The sequence below is a fragment of the Candidatus Nitrotoga sp. BS genome, assembly GCF_927797785.1.
GTDB lineage: Bacteria > Pseudomonadota > Gammaproteobacteria > Burkholderiales > Gallionellaceae > Nitrotoga.
Map to the genome: position 1 here is coordinate 14,894 of NZ_CAKMLL010000101.1, position 17,025 is coordinate 31,918.

General features: G+C 50.1%; 13 protein-coding genes. All 13 read left to right on the top strand.

Annotation, left to right across the window (positions count from 1 at the left end; all coding sequences use genetic code 11):
* Positions 1–6: 6 nt before the first annotated feature.
* Positions 7–1,029 (top strand): ATP-grasp domain-containing protein, encoded by a 1,023-nt coding sequence (locus MJ769_RS12470; protein ID WP_239237472.1) that lies wholly within the window; start codon positions 7–9, stop codon positions 1,027–1,029.
* A complete protein-coding gene (locus MJ769_RS12475; RefSeq protein WP_239237473.1) occupies positions 1,026–2,225 on the top strand; it encodes a phosphoribosyltransferase domain-containing protein in 1,200 nt (399 codons plus the stop codon). The genes MJ769_RS12470 and MJ769_RS12475 overlap by 4 nt, the downstream gene beginning before the upstream one ends.
* Positions 2,203–2,955 (top strand): HAD family hydrolase, encoded by a 753-nt coding sequence (locus MJ769_RS12480; protein WP_239237474.1) that lies wholly within the window; start codon positions 2,203–2,205, stop codon positions 2,953–2,955. Before MJ769_RS12475 ends, MJ769_RS12480 begins: the two co-directional genes overlap by 23 nt.
* Complete coding sequence (locus tag MJ769_RS12485) at positions 2,952–4,043, top strand: cysteine protease StiP family protein (RefSeq protein ID WP_239237475.1); 1,092 nt, start codon at positions 2,952–2,954, stop codon at positions 4,041–4,043. The genes MJ769_RS12480 and MJ769_RS12485 overlap by 4 nt, the downstream gene beginning before the upstream one ends.
* Entirely contained in the window at positions 4,036–4,974 is a 939-nt protein-coding gene (locus MJ769_RS12490) for an HpcH/HpaI aldolase/citrate lyase family protein (protein ID WP_239237476.1), read from the top strand. Before MJ769_RS12485 ends, MJ769_RS12490 begins: the two co-directional genes overlap by 8 nt.
* A gap of 12 nt (positions 4,975–4,986) precedes the next feature.
* Positions 4,987–6,198, top strand: coding sequence for a TerD family protein (locus tag MJ769_RS12495; RefSeq protein ID WP_239237477.1), 1,212 nt, complete (start codon positions 4,987–4,989; stop codon positions 6,196–6,198).
* A 239-nt stretch (positions 6,199–6,437) separates the two neighbouring features.
* Positions 6,438–8,882 (top strand): acyl-CoA dehydrogenase, encoded by a 2,445-nt coding sequence (locus MJ769_RS12500; protein WP_239237478.1) that lies wholly within the window; start codon positions 6,438–6,440, stop codon positions 8,880–8,882.
* A 77-nt stretch (positions 8,883–8,959) separates the two neighbouring features.
* A complete protein-coding gene (locus tag MJ769_RS12505; protein ID WP_239237479.1) occupies positions 8,960–10,765 on the top strand; it encodes an AMP-dependent synthetase/ligase in 1,806 nt (601 codons plus the stop codon).
* 41 nt (positions 10,766–10,806) lie between these two features.
* Positions 10,807–11,208 carry an acyl-CoA thioesterase gene (locus MJ769_RS12510; RefSeq protein WP_239237480.1) on the top strand — a complete coding sequence of 134 codons (402 nt, stop codon included), beginning with the start codon at positions 10,807–10,809 and terminating at the stop codon, positions 11,206–11,208.
* Positions 11,209–11,256: 48 nt separating this feature from the next.
* Positions 11,257–13,743 carry a 3-hydroxyacyl-CoA dehydrogenase/enoyl-CoA hydratase family protein gene (locus MJ769_RS12515; RefSeq protein WP_239237481.1) on the top strand — a complete coding sequence of 829 codons (2,487 nt, stop codon included), beginning with the start codon at positions 11,257–11,259 and terminating at the stop codon, positions 13,741–13,743.
* A 216-nt stretch (positions 13,744–13,959) separates the two neighbouring features.
* Complete coding sequence (locus MJ769_RS12520) at positions 13,960–15,159, top strand: acetyl-CoA C-acyltransferase (RefSeq protein WP_239237482.1); 1,200 nt, start codon at positions 13,960–13,962, stop codon at positions 15,157–15,159.
* A gap of 180 nt (positions 15,160–15,339) precedes the next feature.
* The gene (locus MJ769_RS12525; RefSeq protein WP_239237483.1) at positions 15,340–15,930 is read left to right on the top strand and encodes a hypothetical protein; all 591 of its coding nucleotides are present in this window, start codon (positions 15,340–15,342) and stop codon (positions 15,928–15,930) included.
* A complete protein-coding gene (locus MJ769_RS12530) occupies positions 15,927–16,946 on the top strand; it encodes a DUF262 domain-containing protein (RefSeq protein WP_239237484.1) in 1,020 nt (339 codons plus the stop codon). Before MJ769_RS12525 ends, MJ769_RS12530 begins: the two co-directional genes overlap by 4 nt.
* The last annotated feature ends 79 nt before the right edge of the window (positions 16,947–17,025 follow it).

Sequence of the window (17,025 nt, forward strand, 5' to 3'; positions counted from 1 at the left end):
AAATTCATGCAGCGCGTCTGGTTTAATAAAACATTCTCATCTGTTGCCGCAGCAATCAGCCTCATTCGTGAGGCTGATGTTGTTGGCGACTATCGCATTGTGTGTAGCAACACCAATCCGCATGCTCCGGGTTTTCTCTTTGCGCACGAATCAGCTATCGAACCGAGTGGGTTGAAAGGCGAAGCTTACCTGGACTGGTGTTTTCAGTTCTGCCGCGAAAATTGTATCGACATTTTTGTGCCCGGCAAGGAAGCAAGTCTGGTCAGCGCTGCACGCGAACAGTTTGCGGCGCAAGGCACTCGCGTATTGTGTGCTGCGTTGCAGGAAGTGCTGCATCTACTGCATGATAAAGCGCGTTTTTATCAAACGGTTGATTTGGAACTCGCACCGCCTGCAGCGTTCCGCGTAGTTGAAAATGTCGAACAGTTCGATGCTGCCTACCGTGAACTGAGAGAAACGCATGCAAAATTGTGCGTCAAGCCTTCGGTATCCGTGTATGGCCTGGGCTTCAGCGTTGTTGATGAAGAGCGTTCCACCGCGCAGTTGCTGCTTGAAGGCATTCAGTACCACATCGGTCTGGAAGATCTGAGGCGTGGATTTGCCGCAATGAATGGCTTCCGTACGATGCTGGTAATGGAATATCTGGATGGGCACGAATACAGTGTCGATTGCGTTGGCGATAATGGGCGGCTGGTCTGCGCGATTCCTCGTAAGAAAGCCAAGATGGCCGGTCAGGGGCAAATGATCGACCTGCGTGACGACATTCTGGAAAGCACAAGGCAGCTTACCGCCACCTATGGATTGAACGGCGTATTCAATGTTCAATTCCGTGAAGGCCAAAATGGACTCAGTCTGCTGGAGATCAATCCTCGCATGTCAGGTGGTATTGCAATGGCGTGCCTGGCCGGTCCTAATTTGCCGTATCTGGCTTTGGTTGGATTCGATCGCGGTTTTGACGGTCTGCAGATACCACCAATCCGCGCAGGTATACGTGTTGCAGAACTCGCGCGCGCAATGGAACTGCAGTGAGCGCAGCAATCCAAAAGTCGCCATGGTTATCGGCTGAAATGCGAACCGTCATGTTGCCGACCGGTCGGATGGAGGTTAAGGCCGACGCGGGTCAGTTCAGTCTTGATGATTTGGTTGGTTTTGCTGCGCGTGCGAACGCCAGACGCGGCTTTCTTTTTCTGAGCAAGGTGTTGGGTAAACATTGGCCAGTGACGCCGCAACTGATGCGCAAAATTCATGTCGAGCTAGCCGCCAAGATACCGGTAGATTTGCCGGGCCCGGTGGTGTTCATCGCCATGGCAGAAACCGCGATCGGATTGGGGCAGGGCGTTTTTGAAGCGTACAAGGCCAACAATCCGAATCGTGCGGCACTTTTTTTGCATACGTCGCGCTACCAAGTAGGCGACACACCGATTATCGAGTTTGAAGAAGCACATAGTCACGCGCCACGGCAGTTTATGCATATGCCGACGGATATTGCTTTGCGAGGTATTTTGCTGACTGCACGCTCGCTTGTGCTGGTCGATGATGAAGCCAGCACCGGCAACACATTTATGAATTTGACCGCAGCGTGTCGCGCACTCAATCCGGCGATCGAATGCGTCCATCTGGCGACCATCACCAACTTTATGGGCCAGGCAGTAAATGACGCGTTGACGCAGCGATTCGGTATTCCGGTAACGATCAGCGCTGTGCTCAGCGGTGAATATACATTCACCGCCAGCGAATTACAGCTTGCGGCGGCGGGTGCAGCCCAGTTATTCGAAGCGCATGCCGATCGCGGTGCAAGCGCTTCATTTGGCAGGCTGGGCGTGAACCGTCCGCTATCCGTGCCGATTGATTTGGCCAAACGTCTGGTTGCTACGCTACGTCCTGACGAACGGGTGCTAGTATTAGGCACCGGCGAATTCATGCACATGGCTTTTCTGCTGGGGCTGGGACTCGAAAAAATGGGTGCCAATGTAGTGTTGCAATCGACGACCCGTTCGCCCATTTTGCAAGGAGATGCTGTCAGTCACGTGTTGACCTTTCCAGACAATTACGGTGAGGGTGTGGCGAATTTTATTTATAACGTTGTGCCCGGCCAGTATGATCACGTCTTTATTTGCCACGAGACACCGGCAAACGCAGCGTTGCATCAGCTTGCGAACGCTGTCGGCGGTCGTCTGTTTCATTTTTTATCCGAGAATAATATTGAAGAAATTCCTGTTCGTTGACCTTGACGACACCCTGTTCCAAACGCCGGGCAAATGCTTGAAGGAAGAAGATTTACGTCCTGCTGCTTATTTGAAAAGCGGGGCGGCTTGTTCGTTCACGACGTCCCGCCAGCGCGCTTTCTTCGAGCTGATGCACCGTGAAATGACGCTGATTCCGGCGACAGCGCGCAATCGTGATGCTTTGAGTCGAGTAGATTTACCTTTCTCCAGTTATGCCATTATTGACTATGGTGGTGTGGTACTGGAGCCGGGCGGAACAATCGATGCTATTTGGCTTGAAACGATGCGAATGGATATGGATCGCGCCCAGACAGGTCTGAGAGAGGTGATGCAGATTATTGACGAGTACTCGGAAAGCGCAGGGATGAAAGGTCGTGCACGCTTGATTGAAGACTGTTCGATTCCTTTCTATATAGTGGTCAAGGATCCTGAGAAAAAAGCTGAGCGCCTCGAGCAAATAGAACGCGAGGTTGTCGCTCCCTGGGTTGAAACTGCGGGCAAGGATTTTTTCATTCACCGCAATGGGAATAATCTGGCGGTGTTGCCAAAGACATTGAACAAGGCGCGTGCCGTGGAGTACTTGCGCAAGCGACTGGAAGTTGAACATGGCGAGATTATGACCCTTGGCATGGGCGACAGTGAATCAGATGCACGCTTCATGGCCGCGTGCGACTACGCGATCGTTCCGAGCGGCAGCCAACTCGCTGCATTGACGGTAGCTGCATTATGAGTTTTTGTGGAAGTTATCGGCATGACGACGTTGTTTTTTTGCTCAAGCGTCTAGCGCGGCTACCGTTTGTCGATATTGCGCACAAGGAGAAGTTGATCCAGTCAGGTGCGCGTCACTACAGCGAAATGTTATCACCGGAATCGTTGCCGTCATCGCGCTACCTGAAGGTATTCAAGGATGCCTACGCTGCTAATCGTCAACAGATGGCGCGGGATTGTTTGTCGCTGGCGGCGTTGATTGCAGCGCGTCGTGCTGGCCCCATCACCTTGGTGTCGCTGGTGCGCGCTGGGACCCCGGTTGGTGTCATTCTCAAGCATCTGTTAACCAGAGTGATGGGACGACGAGCTGACCATTTTTCGGTGTCCATTATTAGAGACCGCGGCATCGACGACGTGGCGCTGCACCATATTTTGAAACAGGGCCATGCGCCGGAGTCCATCGTGTTCATTGATGGCTGGACAGGTAAAGGCGTGATTTCACGCGTGCTTGAGCAGGCAGTGAGTGATTTCAATCAACGTAATGGTGTGGCGATCGATAGCGGCTTGTACGTGTTGTCAGATCTCGCCGGATCTGCTGCGTGTGCTGCGTCGTCTGCCGACTACCTGATTCCATCCAGCATTTTGAATGCAACTGTATCCGGCCTGGTAAGCCGCTCGGTTTTGAACGAGTCCGTTGGTCCGGGTGATTTTCATGGCTGTGTCTATTACGACAAGTTCGAACCGCACGATCAGTCGCGCGAGTTTGCAGATGGATTGATTGCTGATGGTATCGCACAGGCCGGACGCAATGGCATACCGGAAGCGACGCCGATAGATCGCGCGAAGGTAGCGGCAATCTCTGCCGAATTCCTCCGCACAACGATGGCACTGCATGGTATCGTCGATGTGAATCTTGTAAAACCCGGCATCGGTGAAGCGACCCGCGTATTGTTACGCAGAGTGCCCCGCCTGTTGATCTTGCGCGATCCCGGCGCGCTGGACGTCGCACATTTGAAGGTGCTCGCCAAAGAAAAATCTGTCCCGCTGATTATTGATGCAGATTTACCTTACCAAGCCGTATCACTCATAAGGAGTGCGTTAGATGGTTAGCAAAAAAATTCTTGGCGCCTCGCTGTACGTTCCTGCAACGCATAAGGATTTGCAGAAGATCGCCGATGGCGAACTGCTCGGTTATCTGCGTTCAGTTATCTTTTGCACTGAAGACGCTATAACGGATAGTGAACTTAGTTATGCACTGTTCAATTTATCGCTTGTGCTTCAACAGATGGTTGACCGGCCAACCACGGAACGCTTTGTTCGTGTGCGCAACCCAGACGTGATGAAGCGTGTACTGGAGATGCCTGGCTCGGAAAAATTGACCGGCTTCGTGCTGCCCAAAACGACGCGCCATAATTTTGATGCCTATTTCCGGCAAGTGCGGAAGACCGGCTACATGCTGATGCCGACGCTCGAGACTGCCGAGGTATTTGACGAAGCGGAGATGAGAATGTTTCTCCAATGTCTGGAGCAACCCGGAGTTCGTGATCACATTCTTGCGCTACGAATCGGCGGCAATGATCTGCTGGCGTTGTTAGGGATACGACGGCCGCGTAATATGACCATTTACAGGACACCGCTTGGGCCGGTTATTTCGAAACTGGTAACGACATTTCGTCCCTACGGTTTTGTACTGACTGCACCGGTGTTTGAGCACCTGGACAATCCGGGACTGCTTGCGCAGGAAGTGGAAGAAGACCTGGCACACGGTATGGTTGGAAAAACTGCGATTCATCCAAGTCAGGTTGCGCTGATTGAACAGCATTACCGTGTTCAAAGTACCGATGTCGAAGTGGCATTACGGATCATGGATGAAGCAAGCCCGGCGGTATTCAAAATGCATAACTCCATGTGTGAAGTTGCCACGCATCGGGCATGGGCACATGACATTGCCGAACAAGCGCGAGATTTTGGGATTCACCATGCAGGTGACGAGATCAATGACGTCACCGCCATTAATTTACAGCAGGCTCAACCAACATAAGGTTTGGATAAAATGACTGACTTCGCACGGGGACAAAAGGGAAAATTGGCTGACATGGGATGTACGGGCGCATTTCCGATCGTACTGGACATTGCGGCGCAGGGTATGGAGGTCGATATTGCCTGTTTCGGTCTGGATGCCAATGGCAAACTATCCGATGACAAATACATGGTTTTTTTCAACCAGAAATCTTGTCCGGGTGGTGGCGTGGAACTGGAGATTAATGATGGAAAGTCGACCTTTACAACTGATGTATCGCGGTTGCCGGATTCGATTCATAAGCTGGTTTTTGCAGCGTCCATTAGCGGCGAAGGGACGATGCGCAAGCTGGGTTCGAGTTCGATGCGTCTCGGTAGTACGGTATTCATGTTTTCGGGAACCGATTTTCAGGATGAAAAAGCCGTGATCGTCGGTGAAGTCTACAAGCGCGATGGTCAGTGGCGCTTTGGCGCGGTAGGTCAGGGATTTAACGGCGGATTGTCCACGCTTTTGAAGCATTTCGGTGGTGTAGAGGCAGAGAGTTCCCCGACACCTGCACCCGCGCCTGAAGCAAAGAAAGTGTCCCTCTCAAAGGTCACGCTCGAGAAGCGTGGCGACAAGGTCTCGCTTGAGAAAGCAGGTAGTCGCGGGTTTGGGCGTATTCGCGTCAATCTGAACTGGAATCAGGCATCGCTCCCTAGTACTGAGCCTCAGAAGACAGGCTTCCTCAATAAACTTATGGGCAATGCGCAGCCTCGGTCAAGCAGCGGCATCGACCTGGATTTGGGGTGCATGTATCAAATGCTTGATGGCACTGCGGGTTGTGTGCAGGCGCTCGGCAAGAGTTGGGGGGATTTCAACCACCCACCTTTCGTCCATCTGGAAGGTGATGATCGTTCCGGTACCAATATTGACGGAGAAAATCTGTTTATTAATGGTGACCAGTTCAATCAGATTAAACGCATTTTGATATTCACGTTCATTTATGAAGGGGCACCGAACTGGGCCGCCACCAATGGAGTGGTCACTATCGAGGCGATCGGCCAGGCGCCAGTGGAAGTCAGACTTGACAACGGAACCAATGCATCGATGTGTGCGATTGCGATGATAGAGAATAATGGGGGGAATCTCCAAGTGACGAAGCTTGTCGAGTATTTCAACCATAAAGGAAGCGAGAGCACGCACAAGCTGATGAATGATCGCTACGAATTCGGACTAAGGTTCAAGTCGGGATCGAAGGATTGATCTGCACCCACAGTATGCTACAAGGGTATCTTTAGAAATATAATTTTGCGAGCAGGTACTTTGCGGCTTGTCTGCTTACCCGGTTCTTCACAATTCGGTGTTACTCGAAAACACTATCGCTTGCATTCAACTATATGCCGCGAATTTTTTTACTCTTGCCCTGTCTGGCCTAACAGTCTGCCGGGATGGAAAACTTAGAATTTATAGAGGTTGCTCTCAGAACAAGATAAAGGATGGTAATGCTAATATTGACTGTGCTAGTGATGTTGGTCGTGATGCTTTTGTTGGCATTCTTTCGATCCTCCATCTGGGGATGGTTGTTGGCAATTGTAGTCTTCGGTTTCATCATTGCTATCCAAAGCAAACTTTCTGCTGATCTGTTTCAAGTTGCCATCGTTTTTCTGGCCGTAGTTGTCGCGGTGCTGGGCATTCCTTTTCTGCGTCGCCTGTTGGTGAGCAGTCAAATTCTAAAACTTTTCCGTAAGACACTTCCCCACATTTCGCAAACTGAGCAGGATGCGCTCGATGCGGGTACGGTTTGGTGGGACGGCGATCTCTTTACTGGTCACCCTGACTGGCGCAAGTTATTGAATTATCCTACGCCGACGCTCAGCACAGCAGAACAATCCTTTCTCGATAACGAAACTGAATCCTTGTGCGCCATGCTGGATGACTGGGACATTACTCATGTACGCCAGGATTTGCCGCCGCAGGTATGGCAGTACATCAAAGACAACGGGTTCTTTGGCATGATAATTCCCAAAGAATACGGCGGGCTGGGATTTTCTGCTCTGGCGCATTCTGCTGTGGTAACCAAGCTTGCTTCGCGTAGCATTACTGCATCCGTAACCGTGATGGTGCCGAATTCATTGGGCCCGGCCGAGTTGCTCGTGCGCTATGGCACGTTGGAACAAAAAGAGAAATATCTGCGCAGATTGGCACAGGGCAAGGAAGTACCATGCTTTGCGTTGACCGGACCATTTGCTGGATCCGATGCTGGATCGATCCCTGATTATGGCATCGTCTGTCACGGTGAATTCAATGGGCAATTAAATGTGCTTGGCGTGCGGGTAACGTGGGAAAAACGCTACATCACTCTGGCACCAGTAGCGACGTTGCTTGGACTCGCTTTTAAGTTGCATGATCCGGACGGGCTGCTTAGCGAGCAAACGAATCGCGGCATTACTCTTGCGCTCATTCCTGTAGATACGCCCGGCGTGCAGGTCGGACGTCGTCATTTCCCACTCAATTCGGCGTTTCAGAACGGTCCAACTTCAGGCCAGGATGTCTTCATTCCGATGGAATATATTATCGGAGGAGTGGATCGTATAGGGCAGGGCTGGCGCATGTTGATGGAATGTTTGGCAGCGGGGCGATCGATTTCGCTGCCAGCCAGTGCCACCGGTGGGGTGAAACTGGCGGCGCGAACTTGTGGTGCATATAGCAGAGTGCGCAGACAGTTCAAGCTACCTATTGGTAAATTTGAAGGCGTGGAAGAGGCATTGGCGCGAATTGGCGGAAACGCCTATTTAATAGATTCGGCACGCACACTGACGGCGGTGGCGGTGGACATGGGCGAGAAACCGTCTGTGATTTCTGCCATCGTTAAGTATCATTGCACCGAGCGTGCGCGCACAGTTGTCAATGATGCGATGGATGTGCATGGCGGCAAGGGAATTTGCCTGGGGCCGAGCAACTATTTGGGACGCTCCCACCAGCAGAATCCTATCGCCATTACGGTGGAAGGCGCGAATATTCTGACGCGCAGTCTGCTTATTTTTGGACAGGGCGCGATTCGTTCTCATCCTTATGTGCTTAAGGAAATCCAGGCGGCGCATGATAATGATAAGCGACGTGCTATACGAAATTTTGATGCTGCCCTGCTTGGCCACGTCAGTTTGAGCCTGAGCAATGCGCTACGAGCTTGCTTGTTTGGTCTTACTGGTGGGCGTGGTCTTTCGGTGCCGGCAGGCGAAGAAACCAAGCGTTATTACCAGCAATTGACACGCTGTTCCGCAGCATTTGCACTGGCAGCAGATGTGTCCATGCTGCTGCTGGGTGGGAATCTCAAGCGGTGCGAGAAAATTTCTGCCCGGCTGGGCGATGTGCTGAGCCAGCTGTATTTGTGCTCGGCCACGCTTAAACGCTTTAAGGATGATGGAAGTCCCGCTGAAGATCTGCCATTGCTGCACTGGGCGATACAAGACGCTCTATTCAGGATTCAGATGGCGTTTGATGGCGTGCTGCAAAACTTTCCCAGTCGTTTTTTTGCGCTGCTTTTGCGCGCGCTTATTTTCCCAAGGGGAAAATACCTGACACCACCGTCGGATGAGCTGGGGCATCAAGTGTCAGCGCTGTTGATGCAACCGGGTGCCTCGCGCGACCGCTTGACTTCGGGCATGTATTTGCCCGGTGACGAGAATGATGCAGTCGGTGCACTGGAAGCTGCGTTACACAGCACGTTGCAGTGCGAACCTTTACAAGCAAAAGTGAATGCGGCGCACAAAGCCGGGCAGGTTACAGCTATGACCGAGTTGATGTGCATTGCAGAAGCACAACATAAGGGGTTCATCAATGCCGAGGAAGCCCGGCTGCTGGAGCGTGATTATGCGTTACAGCGCAAGGTCATCATGGTAGATGATTTTGAACCGGAGCAACTGGTGGCAGAGTCGAGTATTATTTGATCGAGAAGGCGCCTCTTAAAATTTAAGTTTTCGGACAAATTTAGATTTTGAGAGGTGCCCGATAGTGAAAGGTAATCATGCCGGATAACCAAGATCACATTATTACGCCAGAGCAAGCAGTCACCTTGCATGGAATGTTTGTCGAGCGAGTGAAACGTACGCCGGAGGCTATTGCTTACCGCTATTTCGATACAAATAAAAATACTTGGCTATCGATGACATGGGCACAGGCGCGCGATCAAGCGGCGCGCTGGCAGGCAGCGCTGATGCGTGAGGAATTAGCAGTGGGTGACCGCGTCGGCATCATGTTACGCAACTGCCCGCAATGGGTATTGTTCGATCAGGCGGCCTTGTCGCTCGGCCTTGTTGTGGTGCCGCTATACTCGGAGGACAGGCAGGACAGCGTGGCCTATATCATTAAGGATGCGGGCGTAAAGGTGCTGCTGTTCGAGAATGCAGAACAATGGCAAGCGCTACACAGCGTGTGCGCACAATTGCCATGCATGCAGCGCATGATCAGCCTGGACAAGATAGCCGGACATGATGAAGTGCGCTTGTTATGTGTGGAGGATTGGCTGCCTGCGCATGCTGTCTTGGCCGAAGAGCGAGGGCGTGAGCGCGATGCGCTGGCCACGATCATGTACACCTCGGGTACCACCGGTCGGCCCAAGGGCGTGATGCTGTCGCACCACAATATTCTGTTTGACGCCCATGCGGTCTTGCAGGTCGATCCCGTTGCCGGAACGGACACCATGCTGTCTTTTTTGCCACTTTCTCATGCCTTTGAGCGTACGGTAGGGTATTACATCAGCGTGATGGCAGGCGCCACGGTTGCCTATGCGCGTTCCATCCCGTTGTTGTCGGAAGATTTGCATATCATTCGTCCAACTATTTTGGTTTCTGTGCCTCGCATTTTCGAGCGTATCTATGGGGCGATTCATGCCAAGCTGGAAGAGGCGTCGCTATTGCGGCGCAAGCTATTCGCTTTGGCGGTCAATGTAGGGTGGCGACGTTTTGAGCACGAACAGGGACGTGCTGGCTGGCATCCATTATTATTGCTATGGCCGTTGCTTAATCACTTGGTTGCAAGCAAGGTTATGGCGCGTTTGGGTGGACGGGTCCGTATGACCTCTTGTGGTGGAGCAGCCTTGCAGCCGGAAGTCTCACGCGTATTTATTGCACTTGGCTTGCCTATTTTGCAAGGCTATGGCTTGACCGAAACCAGCCCTGTTGTTAGTGCTAATAGCTTGAGTAACAACTTACCATCCAGTATCGGTCTTCCTCTGCCGGGTGTAGAGGTGCGTATCAGCGAACAGGGTACGTTGATGATTAAAGGGCCGAATGTGATGTTAGGTTACAGGAATAATACCGAGGCAACACGAGGCACGATTGATGCGGATGGCTGGCTGAACAGTGGCGATATTGCCTCCATTAGCGAGTCAGGACATATCACTATCACGGGACGTTTGAAAGAAATTATCGTGATGTCCAACGGTGAAAAAATTTCTTCGGCGGACATGGAGCAGGCCATTCAGCGTGATCGTTTATTTGATTCGGTAATGCTATATGGCGAAGGACGCCCCTACCTGGTTGTGCTGGCAGTAGTCAATCCGTCAGGCTGGGCAACCTTTGCACAAGAATCCGGGGAGAGTCCGAAACTGCCGGAATCGTTGTGCAATTCCCGTCTCGAGGAACAAGTATTGCAACGTATCGCAGATCAGACGAAAGAATTTCCGGGTTATGCCAAAGTTCACCGGGCATTACTGCTGATCGAGCCGTGGAGCGTAGATAACGGACTGTTGACACACACCCTGAAGGTTAAACGTAAATCTGTAGTGGAGCACTTCGCCAAAGAAATTGAACAGCTTTATCAAGGGCACTGAAGGGTGCCTCGCAAAATTGAATTTTTAGAGATCCCCTGAATATGGATGAACCCGTGTTGACCCTTTTACCGCAACGCGAGCCTACATTGCGTATGGTGGCCATGCCATCCGACTGTAATTACACTGGCGACGTATTTGGCGGTTGGGTAATGGCGCAAGTCGACATCGCCGGAAGTATTCCCGCCCACACTCGTGCGCGCGGTCGTGTGGTGACGGTTGCGGTAAATTCATTTGTATTCAAGCAGCCGTTGTTTATGGGCGATGTGGTGAGCTTTTATGCAGAACTGGAGAAAGTAGGGCGCACCTCCCTCACCGTAAAGGTCGAGGTGTATGTGCAGCGCGATCCGGTTAAGCCGATCTATGCCAAAGTAACCGAGGCCATGTTGACCTATGTGGCGGTGGGAGAGGACCGCAGGCCACGCATTGTGCCACCAGACAATTGAGTGCATTAAAGGAAAGAAACATGCTTTTTGGATTTTTGGAAATGGAACATGCCTAAGAATTTTAATATACGTAGGGTCGCTGTATTGGGCGCAGGGGTAATGGGCGCGCAGATTGCCGCGCATCTGGTCAACGCCAATGTTGAAACGCTGCTGTTTGAGTTGCCTGCTAACGAGGGTGATCCAAATGGCAATGTAGCCAAAGCGTTGGAAAGTCTGAAGAAGCTCGAACCCAGTCCATTGGCATCACCCGCCAAGCTGACCACTATTCAGCCTGCAAATTACGAGCAGCACCTCGAATTGTTGCGCGGCTGTGATCTGGTAATTGAGGCGATTGCCGAGCGAATTGACTGGAAGTCAGATCTTTACCGCAAGGTCGCCCCCTATCTTGGCGCAGATTGCATTTTCGCCAGTAATACCTCCGGGCTATCTATCAACGAGCTGGCTCAGGCGTTTCCAGAAGCGCAGCGTGATCGGTTCTGCGGAATTCACTTCTTTAACCCGCCGCGCTACATGCATCTGGTCGAGCTGATTTCCTGTGTCGACGCCGACTCTACGATGCTGGACAGACTGGAAGCGTTCCTGGTCTCCACACTGGGTAAAGGCGTGGTACGCGCCAAGGACACGCCCAATTTTATTGCCAACCGCATCGGAGTATTTTCTCTGCTGGCCACGCTGCATCATGCACAGCGCTTGGGGCTGAACTTCGATACCGTGGATGCCTTGACCGGTCGTTATCTAGGGCGACCCAAAAGCGCTACTTTCCGCACCCTGGATGTAGTTGGGCTGGACGTATTCGCACATGTGGTCGACACGATGCGCGAGAACCTTGCTGACGATCCTTGGCACAAATATTTTGTGCAGCCAGACTGGCTTGGCAAGCTGATAGAGGAGGGCGCGCTGGGGCAGAAAACCAAGCGTGGCGTCTATCAAAAAGTGGATGAAAAAATTCATGTTTTCGATCTGGATTTGCAGACTTATCGCTTGTCGGAAGACAAAATTGATGATGAGGTAAAAAAAATATTGCGCGAGCGAGATTGGGCGAAAAAGCTTACCGCCTTGCGTGCCAGCGCACGTCCGCAAGCGCTGTTTCTGTGGGCGGTGTTTAGTGACTTATTTCACTATTGCGCGGTACATTTGGAAGGCATAGCCAACAATGCGCGCGATCTGGATTTTGCCATGCGCTGGGGTTTTGGTTGGGACAATGGACCATTAGAAATCTGGCAAGCAGCAGGTTGGCAACAGGGTGTGAGTTGGCTGAAAGAGGATATCGCAGCGGGTTGGTCAATGTCGTCCGCACCGCTGCCAGACTGGGTAACAGAGCCAACACGTAAGGAGGTGCATGGGTCACAGGGTTCATACTCGCCGGGCAGCAATCAATATCAAGCTCGATCGACATTACCGGTGTACGCTCGTCAGGCGTTTCCAGACCGATTGCTGGGTGAAGAAACCCAATTTGGCGAAACGATTTTCGAAACCGAATCGGTACGTATGTGGCACACCGGCAGCGATATTGCCATTCTGAGTTTTAAATCCAAGATGCATATTATCAGCAGCGAATTGCTGGACGATATTCTGCGCGCGCTGGACGAAGCCGAAGAAAACTGGCTTGCATTAATCATATGGCAGACCGAATCACCATTCTCTGCCGGTGCCGATTTGCTGCAACTGATGCAAGGGGTACAGAAAGTTGACGAAGAAAAACCCAATGGTTTTTTCGGCAAGTTTAAAGGCGCGGTTCAGCGTGTCAAATATACCGTGGCGGGTGGCGGTGGATTAAGCGAGATCGTCAATGCGGCAACCGGCAATGTGCCGCATGTAGAAGACGTGATCATAAAATTTCAATTGGTGTCGCAACGCCTGAAATATGCACAATTACCTACTATCGCGGCGATAGACGGTCTCGCGCTGGGCGGTGGCTGTGAAATTTCGATTCATTGCACGCGTATTGTTGCTGCGCTGGAAAGTTATATCGGGCTGGTAGAAACCGGCGTTGGCTTGCTACCTTCCGGAGGTGGCTGTAAAGAAATGGCGCAACGCGCGGCGGCGGAAGCAAAAGGCGGCGATATTTTTCCGTTCCTGCGCCGCTATTTCCAGAATATCGCCATGAGTGAAGTATCCAAGAGTGCCGAGCTGGCAAGAGAGATGGGCTATTTGCGAGCCTCGGATCGTATCGTGATGAACCACTTTGAATTGCTTCATGTGGCCAGGCAAGAAGCGCTGGCGCTGATTGCCACGGCCTATCGCCCGCCCCTAGTACAGCGTCAAATTCCGGTAGCGGGCAGGGCGGGCATTGCCTCATTCAAGGCATCTATGGTGAACATGCTGGAAGGGGAGTTCATCTCGGAGCATGATTACACTATTGGCTGCCGCGTGGCTGAAGTAATGTGCGGTGGTGATGTGGAAGTCGGCAGCATGGTCGATGAGCAATGGCTTCTTGATCTGGAGCGGCGCAATTTCCTTGAGTTGCTGGCGATGGAAAAAACCCAGAAACGCATTGAACACATGCTGAGAAATGGCAAGCCATTACGGAATTAAAAATTTCCCCCTTGTCGGGTATTCCCTTGTAAAACATTGGGACAGAGGCAATGCTGTTCACTTAAACAAAAATCCGTACGCCCTGAGCCCTTCGACTGCGCTCAGGAGAGCCTTGTCGAAGGGCTTTATGCCTATGATTGGTGGTTCGACAGGCTCACCACGAACGGTTAAGTGAACAGCATTGGGGATAGAAGTGGTCTTCAAAAGGAGTAACTCATGTCTAAACAAATTCAGGAAGCTTATATCGTAGCCGCCACCCGCACCCCGGTGGGTAAAGCGCCGCGAGGCATGTTCCGCAATACCCGACCGGACGATCTGCTGGTGCACGTGCTGAAAAGTGTGATGGGACAATGTCCCTCACTTGATGCTGCTGCAGTAGCTGATGTCATCGTCGGCTGTGCTATGCCGGAAGCTGAACAGGGCATGAACGTGGCGCGAATTGCATTGCTGCTGGCGGGCTTGCCAAATTCTGTGCCTGGAATGACCGTTAACCGCTTCTGTGCCTCTGGGTTGCAGGCTGTGGCTCTTGCGGCAGACCGAATTAGGCTCGGCGAAGCGGACGTGATGATTGCCGCAGGTACCGAAAGTATGAGTATGGTGCCGATGACGGGCAATAAGATTACGATGAATCCAGCCATTTTTACTCACGATGAGAATATCGCCATTGCTTATGGCATGGGGGTGACTGCGGAAAAAGTGGCAAAACGCTGGGAAATAAGCCGTGAAGCACAAGATGCCTTCGCCTACGAAAGCCACCGCCGCGCCTTGCAAGCGATTACAGATAACGAATTCAAGGAAGAAATTTCGCCATATCAAATTCAAACCCATGTGCCGGATTTATTAAGTCGCGAAGCAAGCGTGCGGTTAAGCATGGCGGAACAGGACGAAGGCCCCCGTGCAGACACCTCCTTGGAAGCGCTGGCTAAACTTAAAACCGTGTTTGCGAAGTATGGCTCGGTTACCGCGGGCAACAGCTCGCAAATGTCGGATGGTGCGGGTGCAGTGTTGCTGGTCAGCGATACTGCGCTGAAGCGTTACAACCTGACGCCCATAGGAAAATTTCTAGGTTTTGCGGTGGCGGGCGTACCACCAGAGATTATGGGCATCGGCCCAAAAGAAGCCATTCCGCGTGTATTACAGCAAGTTGGTTTGCAATTGGATGACATTGGCTGGATCGAACTCAATGAAGCGTTTGCCGCGCAATCATTAGCAGTAATAAATGACCTCGGCCTGGACCCTGCCAAAGTAAATCCACTGGGTGGGGCGATAGCATTGGGTCACCCACTGGGTGCCACCGGCGCGATCCGCACTGCTACTTTGCTGCATGGGTTGCGCAGGCGCAAACTGAAATACGGTATGGTTACTATGTGTATTGGTACTGGTATGGGTGCTGCGGGAATTTTCGAGGCTTTTTAGCCCTGATTTTCTATGTTCATTTATTTTATATATGGATGTTGGACCTGACACTTTTGTGTGTGTTTGTGCGCTCCTTGTTATTAGATCGGTTTAGTCAAATTTTTGTTTTTGTTAATCGGTTTGGCAAAACAATTTAGTTAAAGGTGTGTTTTTTCGTCTTTTTGGAACGGAACAAACCTTATGACATTGGAAGATTTTTTAACGCATGTTAAATCAACGAATGCAATTGATCTGGCTACTGAGTTCTTATATCGTGATTTTGTTCATGCCATTCCAGACGAGTCCATATATAAATCGTATTTGGAATTGGTAAGAGCTAATCAACAGTCGTCAGAGCACGTTGCGATTATGGGTTCTGGGAATTGGAAATTTAGCTTGAATCCAATTAAGAACTTTAGCGCATACAGCCAAAAATCAGATATTGATGTTGCAATTATTTGTCGCGCGAGTTTTGAACAAGTTTGGGATGAATTAAGGGATTATCATAGGAATAATTTTTATTTACTTCCTAGCAATAAAAAGGATCAGCTAAAGCGAAATGGTCAGAATGTCTACTCTGGCTTCGTTTCTCCAAAATGGATACCGGGAAAATCGCTCGCAAAATTTAACCATAATATAAATTGTAATAATTATTCAAATGAAATTGTCGGGCACAGGACTGTGAATGTGATGTATTTCAAAAGCAAAGATGAAGCTGTAGATTATTACGTACGAGGTTTTAAGCTTGCCCAAAGAAAAAGCCCTTCACAGACAATAGGAAATAAAATATGAATTATGACGTTAGTTTTCAAACTGTTGCTTGGTTTAATGAGAGAAGTAATGATGAATCGCTTGAAATTAGTCCAAAATTTCAACGTCGAGCTGTTTGGTTAGAAAAGGAACGGGTTTTACTACTCGACACTATTTTAAGCCAACTTCCATTTCCAGAAATTTACATTCATGTTGAAACCGATCCCGAAACTGGGAAACAGAAATATGCCGTTGTTGATGGTCAGCAAAGAATTACTTCTATCCTGAAATTTATTAACAATGAATTTTCGTTGCCAAACAACGATACATGGAGTGGAGAATATTTTCGTGATTTAGCGGCTGAAATTAAGTCTGCATTTTGGGATTACAAAATAGTGGTGCGGTCATTGAGACAGGCCAGTGATGATGAAATTAGAAGTCTTTTTACTAAGCTTAATACAAACAACATTGCACTAAATGACCAAGAATTGCGAAATGCAAGATACACAGGACGTTTCAAAGAGCTAGCTGAACGCCTTGCAGATAATCCGTTTTTTCAAACAATAGGGCTTTTTACTCCAAGGGACGTTAGGCGAATGCTTGATATTGAATATGTCAGCGAACTTCTTGTGCGCCAAGTTGCAGGAGTTACAAATAAAAAGGATTTGTTAGATAGTTTTTATATTCAATTTGATGAAGAATTTCCAATGGAAGCAACTTATGAAGATGAATTTAATATATGTATCAATTTGTCTCGGTCGTTAATTAATATCAACAACCAAACAGTATTTAAGTCAAAAGGAAATTTTTATTCTTTGTTTGGCATGTGTGTTGAGTACTACAGAAATACTGGAAAAATACAGTTTCAAAAAATTGTTGATATCCAGCACGATGTCAATCAACTAGTAAATAGAGCTAAAGTAGACGACTTTGATGCTGAAAATCCTGATATCAAGATCTATTCTGAAGTTTCGACAAGATCAACATCTGATAAATCGCGAAGAGTAGAAAGAGAACGAATTTTATTGTCAATAATACGCAAAATCGAAGGATTTTGAATTGATCAAATTGCTTATAGCCATGTAGATACCGTCTTTAAAGTCAAGCATTTTTCAGATAATTGTGTTGATATGGCTG